The sequence below is a fragment of the Paenibacillus diazotrophicus genome (assembly GCF_042610465.1).
Map to the genome: position 1 here is coordinate 1,486,028 of NZ_JBGJZN010000001.1, position 21,506 is coordinate 1,507,533.

Here is a 21,506-nt window from a genome sequence, read left to right on the forward strand (position 1 = left end):
TGTAGACAGCGTTACTTCATACCAGAAGTACACAAACGGTTCCTTCACTTCTGTGAACAGGACCGTTTTTTCGTAAGACCCGTATGGGGGTGGAGACTTGAGAAGAGACGGAAATGAGCCGCATTTTACAGAGCTGGTGTGGGAGAGCACGGAGCAGAATTTGCCGATCCCCCCTCGTTCTTCAGCAGAGGCCGGGGTCCCCAAGGCTCCAGCAGTCATACCGAAGAAAAAAGCGCCTGAAGAATCGACCATTCAGCTGCAGTTATGGGATATGGAAGAAACTCAGGAGCCGGTAACTACGACAGAGAGCCAGTTTGTCATCCGGGCCAGGGAACTGGTGGATCATAGGGAAGCAGCGGCGCTGTTTGTTCCTTTCAAAAGCTACTGGCCGACCTATGGTCATATGACCGGAGCACAGAGCCGATGGTATTTCTTTTGGCGTGATGAGGTCAGACAGGGCAGGTACCCTAAGACGGATCTGTCTTATATTTTTCTGCATGTCTATGAGCTGATTAATGGTGTGGGCTGGGACGAGCCCCAGGAGGGATACCGGCAGCTGAATCGGTTATGGGAAGCTTATCGGGAACAATATAAAAGACTTGATCAATACCTGGGCGGATGGATTGCGGATTTCTCATTCGTGCATCATCTGGAGGTTCCGTTGACGGGCATTGTCGCCCGTTCGCGGGGACTTGCCGGTGATCTGGCTGAGCTTGAACTGGTGCGCTGTTTGACTTCTGCACCGGAGCAGCTGACTTTTGAAGTGCTGACTGTCATGTCCGATTACGATATCAGCAAATCCAAATTCTATGCGGGAGAAGGAAAGGCGGCTGCAGAACGTTATATCCCGCAGGTGGTTGCCCTGATTGATGCCTATGTGACCCGCAAGCATGGCTCCAATCTGATCGGAATGTTTCCTCCGGGTCCGGCAGTAGTTCGTGAGCGTTACCTGTTCCGTAGCGCAGTGTATGACATCTCATTGTACGGCTATTCTGTTCTTGTGCCTGTGGTGCGGATTAGTAAATCTCCTCCACTGCGCAGTCTGATTACACGCCTGTTCCGGCTCACGGAGAATAAGCTGCGGGCACTGCTGGGTTATCGGGGCAGATTGAAGGATGTTAAGGTTGATGCCGATATGGAAGACTTGGTCAGCCGGTTTCTGCAGCGTGAATTCAAGAAGGCGGAACAGAAGGAAAAGGGCCCGGCGGTTATCATTGATCCCCGGAAGCTGGAGCAGCTTCAAAGCGATTCCGATATTGTGCGGACACTGCTTACGATAGAGGAGAGCGGGCAAGCCCAGGATCAGCTTACTGAGCTTAACGAGGATGTAGCAGGAGATGCGGGGATTCATGTGTTTGAAGAGACTGTTTCAATGGCAGAGCCGCTGCCAGATCCCGGCAATGATGATTCCGCGATCATGCATCAGTTCGCTGCTGCGCTGACTCCGCTTGAATTCGCCGTCGTCCGTGCTCTGGCAGAAGGCAAAGGAATGAATGCGGTGCACCATTTGGCTGCGGCCGGTGGAACGATGACTGAGCTGCTGTTCGATGGAATCAATGAGACTGCGATGGAACTTCTGGGCGATCTGCTGATCGATGAAGAAGAGCTGAACGAGGAATTGGTGCCGTTACTGCAATATTTGGGTGGGGTGAATGATTGATGAGTGTACTGAAGATACCAAAGCGGATGACCACTGCGCTGATAAATTCACTGACAGCGGGTGTTGTTCCGCGTATTGGTCTTGAGCATATCGCGGTGGGACGCCGTCCCGAGGTCGAGGCCATTCTCCGGGATATGGAGAATATTGCTGAAGGCGGTGCCGCCTTCAAATTGATAACCGGCAAATTCGGCAGCGGCAAAAGCTTCCTGCTTCAGATTATCCGCAACTACGCCATGGACCGGGACTTTGTAGTTGCGGATGCTGACCTGTCCCCTGAAAGGCGCCTTGTGGGTACCAAAGGGCAAGGCCTAGCTACATACAGGGAGCTGATGAGCCATCTGTCTACGCGCACACGCCCCGACGGCGGAGCGCTGGAGATGATTCTCCAGAAGTGGATCATAACCCTGCAGCAAGCGATTATGCAGGAGAAGGGCTATAGTCCGGATGCTCCTCAGCTTGGTGAAGAGGTGGAACAAAGAATCTATACTGTGGCTTCAGAAATGCGGGGTCTGGTGCACGGTTTTGATTTTGCGAAGGTGTTAGCTGCCTACTGGAACGGTCACAAGTTAGCCGATGATGAGCTGAAGCAGGATTCCTTGCGCTGGCTCCGCGGCGAGTTCGCCACCCGTACCGAAGCACGCAAGGCGCTGGGCGTCGGTGTAATTATCGATGATGACAACTGGTACGATTATATGAAGCTATGGGCGGAATTCACGGGTGCCATCGGGTATCAGGGGCTGCTGCTGTTCATTGATGAAGGTGTGAACTTATACAAGATCACGAACAGTATTTCACGCCAGAGCAATTATGAGAAGTTGCTGACCATGTTCAACGATACCATGCAGGGCAAGGCAGAGCGGCTGGGAATCTTTATTGGGGGGACACCGCAATTCGTTGAAGACGGACGCCGCGGGCTGTTCAGTTACGAAGCCCTGCGGTCAAGACTTGTTGCCGGACGATATGGCGGTACGGGTCTTAATAATTTTACCGGGCCGATTATTGCACTGGATATGCTCTCCCACGAGGAAATTCTGGTGCTGCTGCAGAAGCTACGGGATATTCATGCCCTTCATTACAGTTATGAGGCCAGGCTGACGCAGGAGCAACTGGTGCATTTCATGGAAGAAGCCGTAGGCCGCCTCGGAGCGGATGAGCTGCTTACCGCGCGCGAGGTGGTGCGCGATTTCATGGACCTGCTGCATACGCTGCACCAGCATCCGGAAATATCATTCGAGAAGCTTGTTGGCGAGCGGACACCTAAGACTGCCGACACGGAGCCGAATGAACTGGACGGTTTCCTGGCGGAGTTTGACTTATGAGCAGCAATCCGTTTTACAGGCTGGCTCCATTTATTAAGGAGTTCATCTATAAGAACCGCTGGGAGACACTGCGTGAGGCTCAGGTGGATGCATGCCGTGTGCTGTTCGATACACCGCATCATCTGCTGATTGCCTCGGGTACGGCTTCCGGTAAGACGGAAGCCGCTTTTTTTCCGGCGCTTACCCAGTTGTATGAAATGCCTTCGGCTTCTGTGGGGATTCTCTACATAGCACCGCTTAAGGCGCTGATCAATGACCAGTTCACCCGGTTGAATGACTTACTCCGCGAAGGGAATATACCGGTCTGGCACTGGCATGGGGATGTACCGCAGGCAGACAAGACGAAGCTGATGCAGAATCCCTCAGGGGTGCTACAGATCACTCCAGAGTCCCTGGAAGGTCTCCTGATGAACCGTCCTAATGCCATTCCGGCATTATTCCATGATCTTCGCTTCATTATAGTCGATGAAGTGCATGCCTTCATGGGAGCGGATCGCGGCATTCAGGTACTCAGCCAGCTCGCGCGCATCAACAGGATGGCTGGCTGCCACCCGCGGCGGATTGGACTTTCTGCTACACTAAGCGATTACGCTTCTGTAACGGAATGGCTGGCGGCGGGTACCCGCGAAAGTGTAGAAGTCTCGGCACCGCAGGGGGGGCGTAAGCTTCGCCTTAGTGTCGAGCACTTCTCATTTCCTGATGCGCGGGACGAAGTGCAGGCCGAGCATCTGGAGCGGGCGCGCCAGGCCTATTATGGTTTCATTTATGACCATACGCATCTGAAGAAAGCGCTCATCTTCACCAATAGCCGGACGGATGCCGAGGAGGCGATCCTGGAGATGCGGAGGCTCGCCGCGAAGCGCGGCGAGCGCGACGTGTTCCATGTGCATCACGGAAGCATATCCGCGATGCTGCGCGAGGAGACGGAGGCAGCACTCCGTCAGAGGACTGGCCCGGCGGTGGCAGCGGCCACGCTGACGCTGGAGCTGGGCATTGACCTGGGCGAGCTGGAGCGCGTACTGCAGCTTGGCGCACCCTATAGCTGCGCGAGCTTCGTGCAGCGGCTGGGACGTTCAGGGCGGCGGGGAGATGCCGCCTCGGAGATGATCTTCGTCACGCCGGAGGAAGAAGACGAGGAGGCTCAGCTTCCCGCACGGATGCCATGGACGCTGCTGCGGGCCATCGCCGTCATAGAGCTCTATGTGCGCGAGAAATGGGTTGAACCGCTGGTCGTACGGCAGCTTCCGGTAGGGCTGCTCTACCATCAGACGATGAGCATCCTGAAGAGCATGGGTGAAGCGGAGCCAGAGGATCTTAAGGCTGCTGTACTTAGTCTTCCTTCATTCAGCAGTATAGAGCCTGCAGATTATGATGCATTCATGGAATATATGATCGGAATGGGCCATATTGAATCCATGGATGAAGGCAACCTGCTGATCGGACTGGCAGGGGAGAAGATCGTTAATAACTTCCGGTTCTATGCCGTATTCAAAGACGATGAGGAACATGTGGTATATAACGGCACTGAGGAGATCGGTTCCATTACAACAGTGCCGCCGCCAGGCTATTGTTTCACCCTTGCAGGCAAGCTCTGGAAGGTGGAAGAGGTAGACAACCGCCATAAGGCCGTGTATGTCAAAGGCTCGCGCGGCAAAGTGGATACCTTATGGTTAGGTGCAGGAGGAGATGTACACACCCGCATTATGACCAAAATCCGTGAGGTACTGGGATCAACGGCACTATATCCTTACCTGGCCCCAAGTGCGGCTGCACGACTTGAACGTGCACGCCGTCTAGCGAAGGAAAGCGGTCTTCTTAAGCATTCCGTGCTTCCTGCCGGCGGCGATTCCATGTTCATCCTGCCTTGGGCAGGGAGCCGTCAGTTCCGGACTCTGGAACGGCTGTTGAAGAATAATCTCAAGGGACCGCTTGGATTGCGTTCCGTGACCCCCATGGAGCCCTATTATATGGTCGTTGCCGGGAAGGCAGATGCAGAAATGCTGGAACAGGAGATTATCACCGAAGCCACAGCCGCATCCAATCCGATCGCTCTCCTCGGGCCGGATGAAGCACCATACCTTGGCAAATATGATGAATTCATTCCGCATGACCTGCTGCGCAAAGCTTTTTCCCTCGACGGCCTGGATGTCCCGGGATTGGTAGAGGTGCTGAAGCAATGGGGGAGAACAGAGTGAAAACGATGTGTATGCAGTGAAATTGACCTATCCAAGCTTGTCTCAAGGATGGGCCGTTAATTCATATATTGAGATCCCCAATACTCCTGCTTTCTTGCGCAGGAGTATTTTTTTGGCATCCCTAGAAAAAACAAACCTTATTTCTGTAGTTCCCACCTTGTTGGAAGCGCTTAAGCAGAAGATAATTAACCTATCACGAACACAGGGGGCATTGATTCATGGTCAACAGAAAAATGAAGACAACATTCACCGTCGCATTAACTGCAGCAATGGCTTTAAGCGTTGCAGCATGCGGCAACTCAAACGACAACAGTAAGAACAACGCAGCGTCAAGTGCAGCACCTGACAGCACCAACAGCACTAACAGCGGTACAGCAGCGAACACGACGAAGAGTGACAAGAAGGTAACCATTACCTTCCAGAATATTTATCCCGATCCAACCACTCCGTCCTACAAAATGGTCCATGAGCTGACTGACCAGTATATGAAGGAACATCCAAACGTCACCATTGAACTGGATACACTGAATACCGACCAGCAAAAAGTCAAGCTCAAAACCCAAGCAGCTTCCAAAGAGGTACCGGACATTACCATCGTGAACCCGGCCGCACAAATGAACCCTTTTGTAGATGCAGGATTGTTCGCACCACTGAACGATATGCTGGATCAGAACGGGCTCAAAGACACGTATCAAACGGGTCTGCTGGACTACTACAGTTTTAATGGCAATATATACGCCTTACCAGATGGCAATAACATCGAAGTGGTCTATTACAACAAAGACTTGTTCGCACAGGCTGGTATTGCTAATACCCCAACAACCTTTGAGGAAATGCTTAAGGACGTGAAGATTCTCAAAGACAAAGGTATTACGCCACTGGCTATCGGTGAAAAAGATTCCTGGACAGGTTCCTTCCTGTTCATGAACATCCTGCTCCGCACTAACGGCGGCCCTGGCTTCCTGCAGGATGTAATGGATGGCAAGAAAACCTTTGAAGATCCTGCTTTCGTAGAAGCTGTAGACGCATTCCAACAGCTGGTTCAAGCAGGTGCGTTCCCTGACGGTGCAACTTCCATTGACGCTAATGCAGGCGGTAACATCTTCAAATCCGGTAAAGCCGCTATGTGGGTGATCGGATCTTGGGAAACAGGCGCAGTTGATGCTTCTTCCGTGGCAGGTAAAGTAGGAGCGTTCCAATTCCCTACGGTTAACGGCAAAGGCGACCCTAACGAATTCATGCTTGCACCAGGCAGCGCATTCGCAGTATCTGCCAACAGCGAACACCTGCAGGAAACAAAAGACTTCCTCAACTTCTTCGCCAGCAATCTGCCTAAGAAACAATTTGAACTGAAAAATGCTGTAGGTCTTGGTCAAAAAGTAGACGGCGACTTGAAAGCAGCCGGTTACTCCGATCTGGCAATCACCATAGCCGGTCTGTTCAACCAAGTTAAGGGCGGCGACCTCTCGTTCGACAACACGATGAATCCGGCTACTTCACAGGTGCACCTCAGCAGTATCCAGAACCTGTTCGTACAGAAAATGGATTCCGCTGCAGTAGCCAAAGAACATCAAACCGCATTCGAAGCTAATAAATAAGCAGTTACCATCGTTCACTCTCGGTGCGAAGTAAGCTGAATCCGGCTTCTTCGCACCGATATTTATCCATGAAACAAAACATCTGATATAGACAAAGAATCTGCTTGTTTAGGAGGCGGGAAAGATGAAAGTACTGAAAGTGCCAGCACGCACAATAGCCGTCTTCGTGTTGCCGTGTCTGTTCTTGTACGTGTGCCTTGTGTTTATTCCCATACTGGTTTCACTGTATACAGGTTTATTGAAGTGGGACGGACTCTCGTCTGCCACATTTGTCGGATTCGGCAATTTCAAAGATATGTTTTGGAATGACCCGGTGTTCTGGCCATCTGTAAGAAGAACCTTGCTCTATGCTGTAGCTTCCATGCTGGAAATTCCACTGTGTCTGGGAATGGCTATTTTGCTTAACCGTTATGTCAGAAGAGGCAACACATTGGTTTCGATCTATTTTACACCAGTTATTCTTTCTGTCGTAATTATTGGACAACTGTGGAAAACGATCTATAACCCGGCCTCCATGGGCGGTATGCTCAACGGTGTTCTGATCTCTCTGGGACTGGACAGCTGGACACACAATTGGCTGACCGAGCCCAAAATTGCCATGTTCGCCCTTTATCTCGTATCCCTATGGCAGTTCTTCGGCTATCATCTGCTGATTCAGTACACAGGGGTACAGAATATTCCGGATGAACTTTATGAAGCGGCCAAAATTGACGGGGCGGATGGCTTTAAAGCGGATCGCTATATCACACTTCCGTTGATCGTCCCGATCTTTAAAATATCGATTGTACTGGCGTTTATCGGTTCCCTGCAGGCCTTCGATCTGGTTATGGTAATGACCGCCGGCGGTCCGGCTCATGCAACCGATGTCATCTCTACACATATGTACAATAGCTCATTTATGTCTTTGAAGTATGGCTACGGCAGTGCGATTGCCAGTTTCCTGGTTGTAGTCTGTCTGGTCTTTACCGGATTCATTAATGCGATATTCAACAGACTTGAACGTAAATTCAATTAGAAAAGGAGTGCGCGATCATGCAAAAATTCAAAAAAGGAATCGTGTATCTTCTTTTCGCAATTCCTGTAGTGACCCAGTTATATCCACTGCTCTGGCTAGTACTCTATTCACTGAAGACCAATGAAGAAATTATGGATGGCAGCTTTTTCTCCTTCCCCAAAACCTTTCAATGGCATAACTACAGTGAAGCCTATACTTCAGGCAGTTATCTGAAATACTTATCCAACAGTGTGTTCGTTACCGGCATTACAATGATCTGTGTTATTGTTCTTGCCTCCATGGTAGCTTATGCCATCTCGCGTTTCCGCTGGAAATACGGAAATATCGTCATGACGATCTTCCTAATGGGTATGATGATTCCGATGCAGGCTACGCTGCTGCCGCTGATGATTATTTTCAAGAACATTCACGTTCTGAATACTCATTTGTCGCTGATTCTGCCGTACGTTGCGTTCTCAACACCAATTGCAGTCTTCATCCTGTCCGGGTTTATGAGAGATATTCCCCACGAAATTGAGGAATCGGCATTTATTGATGGAGCAAGCGTATACCGGATTTTCCGCAGCATTATTCTTCCGGTGTCCATCCCGCCGGTGATGACCGTATGTATCCTGACCTTCATCAACATCTGGAACGAATACATCCTGGCAGCAACCTTTATCTCTTCCGAAAAGCTAAAAACATTACCATTCGGGGTATATACTTTTGTAAGCCAGTATTCCGTTAATTACGGTGACATCGGGGCATTCCTGGTCATGGGCGCGCTGCCGGTTATCCTGATCTACTTCTTCCTGTCCAACAAAATTACCAAAGGAATGGTAGCGGGTGCTGTCAAAGGCTAATCGTCGTTGCAAAAAAAATTGGTAAAGATTTATAATAGGAAACGGCAGAACAGGGTGTTGAAAGGAGAGAGTCCTATGAAAAGCGGCTTTCATTCCATCCATCATCGGTTGTTCTTGCTGTTTCTTTTTTGCATGTCCAGTATTCTGCTTATTGTCAGCCTGCTCTACTATAACCGGACTACGGTACAGTTGCATGAGAAGATTAGTGATTTGTCGCAAAAGAACGTCTCCCAGACGGCAGGGTTGTTCACCTTGCTCTACAAAGGATATGACTCTCTGTCCAAATCACTCAGCAATAACTTCGAGATGATTCGATTGATTAATGAAACAACGGATGAACCAGCAGTGGCTTACATCAATGAGCAGACCGTCACCAACATTATCGGTTCAATATTTTATTCACGGGATGATCTGGTGGGCATCCATGTCATCACGGACAAAGGAAAAATCTATAATTACGGCAACTATATGAATGTCGTAGACCCCAAATATCAAAGTCAGGACTGGTACAAACAGCTTCAATCCTCTTCAGGCAAAATGGTCTGGCTCGGTGTGTATCAGCATTCGTTAATTGACCAGGTGGAGGACAGCCCGGTGTTTGCTTTTGGCCGGCAAATCTATGATCTGAATGAGCACAAACCAATTGGCATTGTTCTCTATGAGACGAATCCACAGCCTGTTCTTGACGCTTTGGAGAACCTTAAGCTGGGTGTGCACAGCCAGGTGTATTTGATGTCAGAGGATGGGCGGTTTGTGACCTCAGCAACAGATCCGGCTCCGGTAAGGGAGACTTTGCCTTCCTTGCAGAACTTCCAGCATGAGAGTGTGCGGCAGGAATCTGGGCGTCTGGTGGTGGCTTCCCGGCTTTCTTTTTCCGGATGGTGGGTGATGACTATTACCCCGGATAAGGATCTCAATGTGGAACTGAAAGAGATGAAGCGCTATTTGCTCATTGTCATCTCGATTCTGATCTTCGTGTCGACGTTAATCGCTTCTATCGTGTCACAGACGATCTCCTCACCGCTGAAAAAGCTGATCCGCGAGATGAGGCAGGTGGAGGTCGGCAACTTCCGGGGGATGGTCAATGTGTCGTCCTACCAGGAGATTAATATTCTCGTTGCCTCCTTTAACCGGATGGTCCGGCGGATTGAGGAACTGATTGAACGCGTGAAACTGTCCTCTGTGAGTGAGAAAAATGCTGAGCTGCATGCGCTGCAGTCCCAGGTCAATCCGCATTTTCTCTACAACACACTGGATATGATCTACTGGATGCTGGATGAGGAGGGGAATGAGCAGCTCGGCGAGCTGGTGCTTTCCCTCTCATCAATGTTCCGGTACAGCAGTCAGTGGGAGGATGCAGCAGAGGTTACGCTGCGCGAAGAGCTGGAGCAGATTGGCCATTATCTGATGATTATTTCCATCCGCCTGGAAGGAAGGCTGCAGATTGTGATGGATATTGACGAGCGCTGGCTGAACATCCGTCTTCCGAAGATGACCGTTCAACCCGTGATTGAAAACGCAGTTAAGCATGGACTGGAGTCTCTGGGCCGCCAGGGTATTCTGAAGGTGTACACACGCGAAGAGGATTCCATCCTGCAATTGATTGTGGAGGACAACGGCGACGGAATGACAGCAGGGCAGCTGGAACGCCTACTACAATCCCTGAACGGGAATAGTCCCAAGGAAGGCAGTAAAGGCGGGATTGGACTACAGAATCTGCACCGGCGCTTGCAGCATATGTTCGGAGAAGAATACGGGCTGCACATTCAGAGCTTTCCCGGAGAAGGAACCCAGGTTGCTATTGTGCTGCCGATTAGGTTGGAAGGAGATAACTTAACGTGAATATTCTTGTAGCTGATGATGAAAGGGTCATCCGCGAAGGCATCATACGCACCATCGGACAGATCAGTCCGGATCATCAGGTGTTTGTGGCGGCTAAGGCGGAAGAAGCGGTCAAGATTATGGAAGAGCAGCGGATTCACATCGTTCTGACGGATATTTTGATGCCAGGAATGAGCGGGCTTGAATTCATGAAGATCTCCAAGCGCAGATATCCCTACGTGAAATGGGTAGTGATCTCGGCCCATAGTGAATTCTCCTATGCGCAGGAGGCAGTACGTCTCGGGGCGAGGGATTATCTGCTTAAACCCATTGGCAAGAGCAAGTTGCTGGAGATCATCACGAATCTCACTCTTGAAATTGAGCAGGACAACGATATTTCCCGGCAGGGAGAGAGGCTGAAAGCGAGCCTGCGGTTTCTGCGGGAAGGCGTCTTTCAGCGTCTGGCCTCAGGGCTTGATATCGGTAATCTGGACATAGAGCCTTTTATTGAGGATTATAAACATTTCTATATGGTGATGGTGCAGCTGGATTCTGCGGACAGAAGCATACGGCTGGAGCATTTTATTGTGGAGAACGTACTATCAGAGCTTATTGAGCTGCATGGGCGGGGTTTTGTTGTCAGCTATGACCGCCAGAGTCTGCTTGGACTCATTACCTTGCGGGAGGACGCCGAGATTCAGCAGTTTCTGGAGGAGGTCAAAGACCATCTCACCCATTATTTAAAAATCCCCTTTCAAATGATCCACTCCGGTCTCAGCTATGACTTCAGTACAGTCCCGCAGGTCGTCAAACGGATGAGGGAAGCTTCGGCTCTTCAGGCCCTGGAGCTTGAGCCGATGAAGGGGAGCGGTGAAAAAGCGGTAGATGTGGCGCTGCACTATATCAAGGAGCATTTCAATGAAGACCTGTCTCTCGAAAAAATGGCTTCGGTAGTATTCCTGAATCCGGCATATTTCAGTCAACTGTTCAAGCAAAAAACCGGGCAGGGCTACAAAGACTATGTGACTTCGCTGCGGCTGGAGCAATCCAAGCTGCTGCTGCTTAATCCCAGACTAAAACTGGCTGAGATCGCCGAGCATGTGGGGTATCAGGACATGAAGCATTTCACTCAGATGTTCCGCAAAAGGTACCAGTTAACCCCTACCGAGTATCGCCAACAGCAGAATATCAATATTCTGATGAGTAAAGGAACGCCGCTGTCATAAAGAACACACTGATAATCCAACTAAAAAAGGAAGCGGATGCCGGTTTCGAAACCGGTGTCTGCTTCCTTTTTGACTGCATGTCATGCTGCTGTGTAAGGTGGTTTAGATGTTGTTGAAGCTGTTAAAAGCATTATATCCGCCATCATAGTCGTTCAAGAAAATAACTGCAATAATGACAATGGCAATAATAACGGCATAAATAATCGTGCCAACAATTCCGCAGACCAGCCCTGCAATAGCCATGCCTTTACCTTGTTCGTTACGTGTGCGGATCTCTTTGAAAGAAATCGCGGAGAGAATAATCGCAATAATCCCGAATATCAGACCAATATAAGGAGATACAATGGATAAGATTCCGAGCACCAGGGCGGCAACGGATTTGCCGTTTGTCTTGGCAGGCGCGGGTGGCTGCGTGTAATATTCCTGATTTCCAAATTGCGGGGGTTGATAACTCATGTGATAGCTCCTTTTATGTGTTTTGTGAATAATAGCTCCAGTGTATTATATAATATTTTCCAACTGGAGATGTGCGCATTCCACTATTTATTTATATCGGTTGAACTATGTAGTTTATTCAATTTCCAGCAGAGAGACATTTTTCAGCAGGTTTATGCGCAGTTTTCCCAGAATCCTGTCGTACTGGATCATATGAATTCACCTCCTGTCCGTTAGAGGATCCAGAATCGGCCATTTCTTCAATATTACTATATAATCCTCCAATTGACCTTAATAATTTTGATGAATAGGATCGGTCTATGCCAACATGAAAAGACTGCACGTTCGTCCAGGGATGGCGGAGTGCAGTCTTAATCTTTAGCTACGTTTCATTTTTGGTAACACCATTTAAGCTTGCTACGTAATCGGCAGCTTTATTGTTGCTAACCATTTGAGGTTCCTCAGTGAGATGATCGTGATTTTGCTGATTGTTCTTCTTATCCGCACGATTATTGGCGCGGTCGTGTTTGGGATCGGCACTGTTTTTGGGCATAACGTTCACCTCCATCTCTTTGAACTTAGTATGAGACGGTGTTTTGTATTTTATCCCAGCATCTTTCCGGCAGGCTGCCATAATAATTATGCCCATGGACATTCTTTTTTCATTGGATATATAGGAAATACTTGCATATATGTAATTATCATGGTAAATTATAAATATAAGTTTGGGATTCATTTTGGGCCCAATAGTTAATTTAATTAGCTGTAAATGTAAGGCGAGAAGGAGCATTTCCCCCAATGCTCCTTTTTGTTATGTCCAGTTGTTCGTATGGAGATTTCTTTTCGATTAATGTTTCTTTAAGAAATCAGAGGTACACTTAGTGTGATACGAGCCATAAGGTAGGATAAGGAGAGATAGCATGCACCAATTATTGAACGCTATAACCGATGCCGCTCTGAATCTTGTAAGTACGCTTGGAATCTGGGGAATCTGGATTGGGATGGTGCTGGAGAGCGCCTGCATTCCCATTCCAAGTGAGGTGATTATGCTAAGCGGCGGGCTTCTGATTGCCAGAGGAACGTTGTCCTTTCCAGAGGTCGTGACCGCGGGAGTACTCGGCAATCTCGTTGGATCTGTTGCGGCATTTTATGTGGGGGCTCATGGTGGCAGAAGATTGCTGGAGAAGTATGGTAAGTATATACTCTTCAATTCCCGCCATCTGGAGCAGTCTCAGCGCTGGTTTGACCGTTATGGAGAGAGTACGGTGTTCTTCACAAGGATGATGCCGTTTATCCGGACCTTCATTTCTTTGCCTGCCGGAATTGCCGGGATGAAGCCCGGGAAATTTATTTTATTCACTGCACTGGGTTCCTTGCCATGGAATATCGTGCTGGTGTATCTGGGATATCGCCTTGGTGACAATTGGACAATCGTCGAGCAATATATGCGGCCTGTGAGTTATACCCTTTGCGGTGCTGTTGTTGTACTGATCATCCTGTGGCTGGTGCGGAGAAGCAAAGAACGTACTTCTTAGCGGTTATACACACATTCTAATCCTCCCGCAGCATTATGCGGTATTCACTGGGCGACATGCCGCAGTATTTGCGGAACTGTCTGGAGAAATACAATGCATCGTTGAAGCCGACGGATGAAGCCACTTGGTCAATGGTGAGAGTACCTGATAGTAGACTTTTGGCTTTGTCCATCCGCATCTTCAGTAAATATTGCTTGGGGGAGAGGCCTGTTTTCTGTTTGAAAGCCTTGGACAGATGCGCACGGTGATAGCCGAGTGTTGCCGCCATATGATCTATGCTGATTTGTTGATGGAATTGCAGAGAGATCCAGCGGATGGCCTGATCGATCTGCCGGTCGATGATTTCCGGCATTTCCATGGGTCTGGCAGGCAGCATGGACAGGTTATCCTGCCCGAAATGGTGAAGCAGAAGCCGAGTCCATCCGGATGCTTCCAGACTTTCCAGACGCGGATAAGCAGACTGCCGGAAGGAGAGACGGATCCGTTCGTACAGGCTGTGCAGCTCCCGGATGTTCTCGGATTGCAGCAGCGGGCGGTCCCTTGTAATGCCGATATCGGATAACAGTCCGGATACCCCTGTACCTTGAAGCGCCACCCAGGCATAATGCCAAGGGTTAAGATCATCCGCCTGATAGCTGAAGAGAGAGCCTGGAAAGATCACGAAAGTGTCGCCGCTCCTGCACTGCTGAGACGCAGCGCTGCTCTGGAAGCAGCCCTCACCCTCCAGAACCGTATGGATCAGATAATAATCATGGACGGAAGGTCCGATTTTATGACCGGGATAGGGCTGGCCTTCACCGCTGAACAGAACAGCCAGGTCCTGCTCCTCAGGAAGCAGATTGAAGCCGGCGGTAAAGGAATAATGCTCAGGAATCATGGATGATCCACCTTTATATCAAGAGTGTGACACACTATTGTCAGGCTACAACAGGTTTGTTCTAAATGCAACAAGTGTCCATAACTCTCTTAAGTCTGAGCAATCAGGCTTTTTTTGTTGTGGGCTTAGCAGTGGGTGATTAATAGCTTAGAGTGAAACCTAGACATGAGAAGCAAAATATTGAATATATTTGATCCGCAAGGATTTCTTCCTGGTACACAACTTTCTGCTGCTGTTAGTGCCCTATTACATAATTATGGGCTATAGCAATCTGGATGCCTATACGATGTTCACACTGCCTTTTTATCTCATTGGAGATGTGACAGGGCAGATAAGTGAACCGGTTGAATACGTTAACGTAGATCCGGCTGCGCAGTCCCTGTAGGGAGTGGCGCAGCCGGTTTTGTTTTTATAAGGCACGCATAGCTTTTTCACATGGTATTACCTGCCCTGATCCATTTGATCTACATAATCCTTGGCATCCTTCAGCGATAAATTTCTCGCTTCACGGAGGACCTTGATCGCCTGGATCTTCTTGCCTTCAGCCAGCAGCAGATACAGCCTTCTCTCCAGATCCGGAGCAAATTCCATGTTCTGCACATGCAGAGGTGTTGGTGTATCCATCCTTGGCTTGACCAAGCCTCCGTCCATTCCTGAGCGGCTATGGATCCGCTCTAGCTGTGATTGCAAGTCGTTAACCCGTCTGCTGAGGGTCATTACCCTTAGCATTAATAAGCTCGAGAGAGCAAGTGAAGCGATCGGAATCCAATCTGTATTTTGCAAGGAAAGAGCCTCCCTATAGGTCATTGGTATATACTCTATTACTCAATACCCGTCGAGCTCAGTAATGAACACACTTGAAGGTTCTAATGAAGAATGTCATATCCCTTCAGTATATATCATGATATTTTGATCAAAAGTTTCTGGAATGTAGCAGAGGGGGGTTGGATATGATTACTCCACACACACTTGAAGAATACTATGTTAGAATTGGCAGGCTGAAACAGAGATATTTGCAGGAGCGTTTTGAGGCGGATCTGCCCACATTTGCCTCCCACGAAGAGGCTGCTGGCTGGTTCCGCAATTTGTTTGCAGATAACTTCATCTTCGTGGAAGAGATGGATGCGCCCCATTCCGGGAAATACTACCTCTATGACATTATTCATGACAGGGAGATTTGGGAACGCCGGCAGTTAGATTTAAGAGAGAAGGGCACAGCCAACGGGCTTGGTATGCTTCTCTGCACTCAGAGAGTGGATATTTATGAGGATGGCTCCGTGCAGCTGGGATTTTGATTATATTTTAACGAGTTATGCAGGTCAGTAATCAGAAATGATTATTGGCCTGTTTCATTTGACTGTTAGAAAGATGAAGGATATGCTTATCTTATAATTAGAAACCTAACTATTTTGCGTTAAAGGAGTTTAGCCCATGACTGAACAACACTCGAACACGCCATTTTCGGATTTGATCCGGGAGATTGGCTTGAAAAAGAAAAGACAGGCAGATGAAAGATTAGCGGAGCTGGGCATGAATGCACAGCAGGGGCAGATGATCGGTTATATTGCGGAGAATCAGGAAAAAGGTCTGATCCAAAAGGATCTGGCGGAGCATTTCAATCGCAAGGAGGCCAGCATCACCAGCATGCTTCAAGGCCTGGAGAAAAAAGGATACATTAAACGGGTGATTCCAAAAGAAAATGAGCGGCAGAAAAATATCTATCTTTTGGAGAAAGCAACAGCTCTGGTCGAGGAGTTCAATGAGATTTTTGCGGAAGTGGAAAAAAGCATCACTGACAATCTTACTACGGAAGAGGCAGAAACACTGATGAAATTATTATTAAAGGTGAATTCGAGCCTGTAGGCTGCTTGACATGAAATGCATTTCACAATTTACAGTAAAGGGGACCCTATAAATATACATGAGGAGAACCTGCTATGAACATCAAGTTAATTGCGGTAGATATGGATGGAACTTTTTTAGATGATTCCAAGAACTATAACCGGAAATGGTTCAAACGGCTGTACGCTGTAATGAAGGCAAAAGGCGTTCATTTCGTGGTGGCCAGCGGGAACCAGTATTATAAGCTAAAAACTATTTTTGAAGAGATTCAGGATGAACTTGCTTATGTCGCGGAGAATGGCGCCTATGTTATTGATGGAACAGAAGTATTATTCACCGGCAGAATCGCACCGGATAAGGTAAACCTGATCGTAGACAAGCTGAGTCAATATGAGGAGATTTCTGCAGTTATGTGCGGAGTGGATGGGGCTTATGTGCTCGAAAGTGAAAGTGATGAATTTTATGAGCTCATGTGCCGTTATTATCCGAGACTGCAGAAGGTTAACGCACTCAAGCAAGTAAATGACCAGATTTTCAAATTTGCATTAATAACTCCTGACTTGACCGCTGGTGGGGTTGACAAATACCTGCCGCTGCTTATGGAAGAGCTGAAGGGTATAGTTGACCCTGTGACCAGTGGTCATCAGTGTATTGATCTGATCATCCCTGGTTGCCACAAGGCATCCGGGCTTGAACGTCTGATGGAGCGATATAGTGTCCGGCCTGATGAATGCGCGGCTTTTGGAGACAGCAATAATGATATCGAAATGCTGAAGTTGTGCAAATACAGTTACGCTATGGATAACGCATCGCCGGAAGTAAAAGCTGTAGTTAATTATCACACGGTGAGCAATAATGAACATGGTGTGCTGCATGAGATTTCATTACTTCTGGGAGAACCATCTTTGCTGGAAAATATAGAGGACGGGAAAATAAGATCCGAAATATTAAGATAACAGGCTTCCCGCACATGTTTATCGTACACACTAATTAGGACATAACCAACTAACCAAAACCAGCAGGGTTCAGGACTCTGTTGGTTTTGGTTTATTTTATTATGTTTGTATTGTTTTTTTTATTTGTGCTATTGTTTATAACAGAATGAATGAGAGATTAAAGGTTATTATTCAGATATTATACATAGGAGTGATAGGATGCTTACGAAGATCAGCCTGGAAGGCGAATGGAAGCTGCAATTGGATGAGGCGAAAAAAGGACTGGTAATGCCTTTTGTAGATGTCATTGCTCTTCCGGGCACAACGTCTCACGCCCTAAAGGGACCTAAGAACGAGCAAATACTTGTAGACGCTCTCACAGATGAGTACTTGTTCGAAGGATATGCCTGGTATTCAAAAGAATTTGATATTCCGGAGGCACTTTCCGGGAAAACCTGCATTCTGCATCTGGAAAGAACCAGACTTACCACTGTTTGGCTGGATGGTATAGAGATCGGCAACCGTGACAGCCTGAACACCCCTCATGTATATGACCTCGGACAGCTTCGTTCCGGTAATCATACACTAACTATCCGTGTTGATAATACGGATTATCCGACTAAAGGCGGACATTTAACTTCGAAGGATACCCAGACCAACTGGAATGGGATTACGGGACGCATTGAGTTGCAATTTTACAGTGAATCTTATTTGAGCGGCATTCGTCTTGATCCGGATGTGTCAGGGCGATCAGTTCGCATCACAGCCACTCTTGAAGGCGCGGATGCAGGCATGATCGCTGTTTCGGCCTTTAGTTTTAATAGTGAGACTGAACAGAACATAACCGGACAAGAGTACAAAATCTCACGCGGAGAGTTTTCAGTCAGCTATGGCCTCGGACCGGATGCACTTCTCTGGAGTGAAGCCGAACCCAACCTGTATAAGATAAGTATTACACTCAGAGGTACGGGAGAAGGGGATTCCGATCAGCATGAGCTGACTTTTGGACTTAGGGATTTCAAGACAGACGGCGACAAATTTACGATCAACGGACAAAAGACCTTTCTCCGCGGCAAGCACGACGGTCTGATTTTCCCATTAACCGGATATGCGCCAACGGATCTGGAGGAATGGCTCCGAATACTTGGCATCTCGAAGTCCTATGGTATTAACCATTACCGTTTCCATACCTGCTGCCCGCCGGAGGCGGCCTTTGCCGCTGCGGACATGCTCGGTATCTATATGGAGCCAGAGCTGCCATTCTGGGGAACGATTACAGAAGAAACGGATGAGGGCCATAATCAAGCCGAACAAGACTATCTGATCAGCGAAGGATATGCCATTCTACGGGCTTTTGGCAACCATCCATCCTTCGTAATGATGTCGCTTGGCAACGAACTGTGGGGCAGCCGAACCAAGATTGATTCCTTTCTGAAAGACTATAAGGCTTTCGATGATAGACATCTCTATACACAGGGCTCCAATAACCATCAGTTTGTTCCGGAAGTCCTGGAGCATGAGGATTTCTTCTGTGGTGTGCGTTTCTCCAAAGACCGGCTGTTTAGAGGCTCTTACGCGATGTGTGATGCCCCTCTGGGACATGTTCAGACCGATGAACCTGGTACCATGAAAGATTACGATGAGCAATTCGTACCTCCCGCTTTAGGGAATGGGAATGATCCTGCAGTAGCAACTGGGGATACCATACAAATTCAGTATGGCACTGAAGCTAAGACCGTACAGGCCGGAGATGCATCTGGTGAATGGATTCCACGAATTCCGGTAGTCTCCCATGAGATTGGACAGTATGCGACTTATCCGGATTATGCAGAAATCAGTAAATATACAGGTTCACTCAAAGCCAAGAATTTTGAAATATTCCGCGACCGGCTGGATGATAAGGGATTGGGTCATCTCGCTGAGAAATATTTTGAATGTTCTGGGCAGTTGGCAGTAGCTTGCTACAAAGAAGAGCTGGAGGCAGCGTTCCGTACCCGAAAACTTGCCGGATTTCAGCTTCTGGATCTGCAGGATTTCAGTGGTCAGGGGACTGCGCTGGTAGGCATTCTTGATGCCTTCATGGATTCCAAGGGGCTCATTTCCGCAGAGGAATGGCGTACGTTCTGCAGTGATGCGGTTCTGTTGGCGAGATTTGAGAAGTATAACTATGTCTCCGGAGAACGTTTCGATGCGCATGTTGAGTTGTCCTGGTACCGGAACGGGTCGCCGGACACCCTTGAACTGCAGTGGGAGTTGAATGCTGATGGAGGAACACTGGCAAAAGGTAGTTCTGAAGCAGTAATACCGGCTGGGTCCAATTATATCGATATCTGTGATATATCCATCGCTCTTCCTGAGGTCGTGCAAATGACCAAAGCCGTTCTTTCTTTGTGGATACCAGGTACGGATATCCGCAAGAGCTACGATGTGTGGATTTATCCGCAAAATACTGGCGGGGTGCTGGACGATGTGCATTTCTTCCAGGAACTATCGCCGGAAGCGATCAACTTGCTGGAGCAAGGCCAGAATGTGCTGCTTATGCCTAAGCCGGAGTCTCTCCAGAACGCTGTTGAAGGTTTTTACTGTACAGAATTCTGGTGTTATCCTATGTTCCGTTCCATCTCCGAGAGCATGAACAAGCCCGTACCAGTAGGTACAATGGGTCTGCTGATCGACAATAACCACCCTGTGTTTCGCGATTTCCCGTGCGAAGAATATTCTACGTACCCTTGGTGGAACATCATTCAGAATTCAAAGTCCATCATCCTGGATGGAACCGATCGGTCGTGGAGTCCCATTGTGCAGACCATTGACAACTTTGAGCGCAACCACAAGCTGGGCTTCTTGCTGGAATGCAGCGTGGGGGCAGGTAATCTTCTGATATGTGCGCTTGATGCGGACAAAGCAAGCGTCACTCCTGAAGGCAGACAGTTCTTATCCAGCTTGACCCATTACATGAAATCCGCAGATTTCAAGCCGCAGTACCGTGCGGACGTTGCTGAGCTTCAGGAGTTACTTCAATAAGAAAAGCTAACAGAGGTGTCCTAAAGCCAAGCATTTGGCTGATTGGGACACCTTGTTTTTTTGAACAGGGATCCATGTGATTGCTTGGTGTGCGCTTTCTTAAACGTTCCAGAGGGTTTGGGAACCATTACTATTCTAGAATGAAACAGCCACGAGGCTATTTACATTGAGTTAAGGGTACTGGAGGAAATATCTTCTTGTCTACTTTTCCATAGATTATTGATAAGGTGGAGGAAGTATGGATAAGAGGTGATGTAGATCATGATTAGAAAACACTGTTTGTTCTGTGATGAGATGGTCCCTGTTCAACAGGATGGCGAATATGACAAATATACAGGATGCTCCTGTTCGCCGGGCGGGTTCTATAGCTTATTAAGAGACAGCTATGAAGCGATTACCTCACTCCCGCACCCAAGGAAACGCGATTTGCTTCATATTGTATCGGCTTATATCCGGGAGCAGACCGATTGTGGCGTGAAGGTCGTCCTAGCTGAGAATGATGTGGAATCCATTACAAATTTACCGGAAATCCCTGTGACCCTTGAAGATAAGGGGACCCGGTTCTTGCAATATTTGTACAGACACTCCGAGGGCCCGGGAGAACCGGTCATCATTCAGCCGCTCTCCAGCAGTTATAACCTGACGTATTCTCCCAACTTGCAAGAGCTGGTATATATCATTGATAAACTCATCGGCGAGCAGCTGATCATAAGGGAAGGCATGACTTTTAAGCTTACCGATAAGGGATGGAGTGAGACTGCGGCAAAGGCTGGCGGCAAAAAAATAAAACCATGCTTCGTACTCATTCCGGACGATGAGGATCAGCGTACAGAATGGCTGGAAATGCTGTTGCCTAAAATCGAGCAGTTCGGTTATTTACCTCGCTTGCTTGCACATGACAAAACGCAGAATCAGGATCACAATTCTCTTGAGTTCATCGGAGACAGCAGACTGATTATCGCTGACTTGACCGGTCATTCGCCAGAGGTGTATTTTACAGCAGGATATGCACTTGGTCTGAACATTCCGGTGATATGGACCGTTCACAGCAGTGAGGCGGATATACTTCGGGTTCAAATTAAAGACATTCGTCCAATCGTCTACGATACCGTGGAAGAACTGGCCGTTATCCTGCAGCAGAGGCTTAGCTATGGGCGGATAGATGATTTCAGAATATAGGCC

At 48.3% G+C, this 21,506-nt stretch carries 19 protein-coding genes; 15 read left to right on the forward strand and 4 right to left on the reverse strand.

Features of this window, described 5'->3' with window-relative positions:
• Positions 1-97 precede the first annotated feature (97 nt).
• From ACAN54_RS06780 to ACAN54_RS06815, 8 genes are all read left to right on the forward strand, one after another.
• On the forward strand, positions 98-1,660 hold the full coding sequence (locus tag ACAN54_RS06780; RefSeq protein WP_379152181.1) for a TerB N-terminal domain-containing protein: 1,563 nt from the start codon (positions 98-100) through the stop codon (positions 1,658-1,660).
• Positions 1,660-2,979: an ATP-binding protein gene (locus tag ACAN54_RS06785; protein WP_379152185.1), complete on the forward strand. Its 1,320-nt coding sequence runs from the start codon at positions 1,660-1,662 to the stop codon at positions 2,977-2,979. Before ACAN54_RS06780 ends, ACAN54_RS06785 begins: the two co-directional genes overlap by 1 nt.
• Entirely contained in the window at positions 2,976-5,174 is a 2,199-nt protein-coding gene (locus ACAN54_RS06790; protein ID WP_379152188.1) for a DEAD/DEAH box helicase, read from the forward strand. Before ACAN54_RS06785 ends, ACAN54_RS06790 begins: the two co-directional genes overlap by 4 nt.
• Before the next feature lie 218 nt (positions 5,175-5,392).
• Positions 5,393-6,772 carry an extracellular solute-binding protein gene (locus tag ACAN54_RS06795; RefSeq protein ID WP_379153452.1) on the forward strand — a complete coding sequence of 460 codons (1,380 nt, stop codon included), beginning with the start codon at positions 5,393-5,395 and terminating at the stop codon, positions 6,770-6,772.
• Positions 6,773-6,896: 124 nt separating this feature from the next.
• Positions 6,897-7,787, forward strand: coding sequence for a carbohydrate ABC transporter permease (locus tag ACAN54_RS06800; RefSeq protein WP_379152195.1), 891 nt, complete (start codon positions 6,897-6,899; stop codon positions 7,785-7,787).
• A gap of 17 nt (positions 7,788-7,804) precedes the next feature.
• Entirely contained in the window at positions 7,805-8,629 is an 825-nt protein-coding gene (locus ACAN54_RS06805) for a carbohydrate ABC transporter permease (RefSeq protein WP_379152197.1), read from the forward strand.
• A gap of 75 nt (positions 8,630-8,704) precedes the next feature.
• The gene (locus tag ACAN54_RS06810) at positions 8,705-10,471 is read left to right on the forward strand and encodes a cache domain-containing sensor histidine kinase (protein ID WP_379152199.1); all 1,767 of its coding nucleotides are present in this window, start codon (positions 8,705-8,707) and stop codon (positions 10,469-10,471) included.
• Positions 10,468-11,676: a response regulator gene (locus ACAN54_RS06815; RefSeq protein WP_379152202.1), complete on the forward strand. Its 1,209-nt coding sequence runs from the start codon at positions 10,468-10,470 to the stop codon at positions 11,674-11,676. The genes ACAN54_RS06810 and ACAN54_RS06815 overlap by 4 nt, the downstream gene beginning before the upstream one ends.
• Before the next feature lie 102 nt (positions 11,677-11,778).
• Here ACAN54_RS06815 and ACAN54_RS06820 read toward each other — a convergent pair whose 3' ends face one another.
• Both ACAN54_RS06820 and ACAN54_RS06825 read right to left on the reverse strand, forming a co-directional pair.
• The gene (locus ACAN54_RS06820) at positions 11,779-12,132 is read right to left on the reverse strand and encodes a DUF4190 domain-containing protein (RefSeq protein ID WP_379152205.1); all 354 of its coding nucleotides are present in this window, start codon (positions 12,130-12,132) and stop codon (positions 11,779-11,781) included.
• A gap of 361 nt (positions 12,133-12,493) precedes the next feature.
• The gene (locus ACAN54_RS06825; RefSeq protein WP_379152208.1) at positions 12,494-12,847 is read right to left on the reverse strand and encodes a hypothetical protein; all 354 of its coding nucleotides are present in this window, start codon (positions 12,845-12,847) and stop codon (positions 12,494-12,496) included.
• 184 nt (positions 12,848-13,031) lie between these two features.
• On the opposite strand from ACAN54_RS06825, the gene ACAN54_RS06830 reads away from it, so the two are divergent.
• Positions 13,032-13,646 carry a DedA family protein gene (locus ACAN54_RS06830; protein WP_379152211.1) on the forward strand — a complete coding sequence of 205 codons (615 nt, stop codon included), beginning with the start codon at positions 13,032-13,034 and terminating at the stop codon, positions 13,644-13,646.
• 16 nt (positions 13,647-13,662) lie between these two features.
• Here the strand turns inward: ACAN54_RS06830 and ACAN54_RS06835 are convergent, their stop codons facing one another.
• The gene (locus ACAN54_RS06835) at positions 13,663-14,523 is read right to left on the reverse strand and encodes an AraC family transcriptional regulator (RefSeq protein WP_379152214.1); all 861 of its coding nucleotides are present in this window, start codon (positions 14,521-14,523) and stop codon (positions 13,663-13,665) included.
• A 256-nt stretch (positions 14,524-14,779) separates the two neighbouring features.
• Here ACAN54_RS06835 and ACAN54_RS06840 point away from each other — a divergent pair, with 256 nt between their 5' ends.
• Complete coding sequence (locus ACAN54_RS06840) at positions 14,780-14,908, forward strand: hypothetical protein (RefSeq protein ID WP_379152217.1); 129 nt, start codon at positions 14,780-14,782, stop codon at positions 14,906-14,908.
• Between the two features lie 56 nt (positions 14,909-14,964).
• Here the strand turns inward: ACAN54_RS06840 and ACAN54_RS06845 are convergent, their stop codons facing one another.
• Positions 14,965-15,306 carry a ribosomal protein L7/L12 gene (locus ACAN54_RS06845; protein ID WP_379152220.1) on the reverse strand — a complete coding sequence of 114 codons (342 nt, stop codon included), beginning with the start codon at positions 15,304-15,306 and terminating at the stop codon, positions 14,965-14,967.
• A 167-nt stretch (positions 15,307-15,473) separates the two neighbouring features.
• Between ACAN54_RS06845 and ACAN54_RS06850 the strand changes: the two genes are divergently transcribed.
• From ACAN54_RS06850 to ACAN54_RS06870, 5 genes are all read left to right on the forward strand, one after another.
• Positions 15,474-15,818, forward strand: a complete 345-nt coding sequence (locus ACAN54_RS06850) for a hypothetical protein (RefSeq protein WP_379152223.1) — start codon at positions 15,474-15,476, stop codon at positions 15,816-15,818.
• Positions 15,819-15,954: 136 nt separating this feature from the next.
• On the forward strand, positions 15,955-16,386 hold the full coding sequence (locus ACAN54_RS06855; protein WP_379152226.1) for a MarR family winged helix-turn-helix transcriptional regulator: 432 nt from the start codon (positions 15,955-15,957) through the stop codon (positions 16,384-16,386).
• 74 nt (positions 16,387-16,460) lie between these two features.
• Positions 16,461-17,321: a Cof-type HAD-IIB family hydrolase gene (locus ACAN54_RS06860; protein ID WP_379152229.1), complete on the forward strand. Its 861-nt coding sequence runs from the start codon at positions 16,461-16,463 to the stop codon at positions 17,319-17,321.
• Positions 17,322-17,519: 198 nt separating this feature from the next.
• Entirely contained in the window at positions 17,520-20,324 is a 2,805-nt protein-coding gene (locus ACAN54_RS06865; protein ID WP_379152232.1) for a DUF8487 domain-containing protein, read from the forward strand.
• 261 nt (positions 20,325-20,585) lie between these two features.
• Positions 20,586-21,503 (forward strand): hypothetical protein, encoded by a 918-nt coding sequence (locus ACAN54_RS06870; RefSeq protein WP_379152235.1) that lies wholly within the window; start codon positions 20,586-20,588, stop codon positions 21,501-21,503.
• Positions 21,504-21,506: the final 3 nt, after the last annotated feature.

Coding starts and splice junctions, on each gene's coding strand:
- ACAN54_RS06795 (WP_379153452.1), top strand. CDS start 5,393: ATGGTCAACAGAAAAATGAAGACAACATTCACCGTCGCATTAACTGCA.
- ACAN54_RS06850 (WP_379152223.1), top strand. CDS start 15,474: ATGATTACTCCACACACACTTGAAGAATACTATGTTAGAATTGGCAGG.
- ACAN54_RS06805 (WP_379152197.1), top strand. CDS start 7,805: ATGCAAAAATTCAAAAAAGGAATCGTGTATCTTCTTTTCGCAATTCCT.
- ACAN54_RS06855 (WP_379152226.1), top strand. CDS start 15,955: ATGACTGAACAACACTCGAACACGCCATTTTCGGATTTGATCCGGGAG.
- ACAN54_RS06810 (WP_379152199.1), top strand. CDS start 8,705: ATGAAAAGCGGCTTTCATTCCATCCATCATCGGTTGTTCTTGCTGTTT.
- ACAN54_RS06840 (WP_379152217.1), top strand. CDS start 14,780: ATGGGCTATAGCAATCTGGATGCCTATACGATGTTCACACTGCCTTTT.
- ACAN54_RS06830 (WP_379152211.1), top strand. CDS start 13,032: ATGCACCAATTATTGAACGCTATAACCGATGCCGCTCTGAATCTTGTA.
- ACAN54_RS06785 (WP_379152185.1), top strand. CDS start 1,660: ATGAGTGTACTGAAGATACCAAAGCGGATGACCACTGCGCTGATAAAT.
- ACAN54_RS06870 (WP_379152235.1), top strand. CDS start 20,586: ATGATTAGAAAACACTGTTTGTTCTGTGATGAGATGGTCCCTGTTCAA.
- ACAN54_RS06865 (WP_379152232.1), top strand. CDS start 17,520: ATGCTTACGAAGATCAGCCTGGAAGGCGAATGGAAGCTGCAATTGGAT.
- ACAN54_RS06820 (WP_379152205.1), bottom strand. CDS start 12,132: ATGAGTTATCAACCCCCGCAATTTGGAAATCAGGAATATTACACGCAG.
- ACAN54_RS06860 (WP_379152229.1), top strand. CDS start 16,461: ATGAACATCAAGTTAATTGCGGTAGATATGGATGGAACTTTTTTAGAT.
- ACAN54_RS06800 (WP_379152195.1), top strand. CDS start 6,897: ATGAAAGTACTGAAAGTGCCAGCACGCACAATAGCCGTCTTCGTGTTG.
- ACAN54_RS06825 (WP_379152208.1), bottom strand. CDS start 12,847: ATGAATCCCAAACTTATATTTATAATTTACCATGATAATTACATATAT.
- ACAN54_RS06835 (WP_379152214.1), bottom strand. CDS start 14,523: ATGATTCCTGAGCATTATTCCTTTACCGCCGGCTTCAATCTGCTTCCT.
- ACAN54_RS06790 (WP_379152188.1), top strand. CDS start 2,976: ATGAGCAGCAATCCGTTTTACAGGCTGGCTCCATTTATTAAGGAGTTC.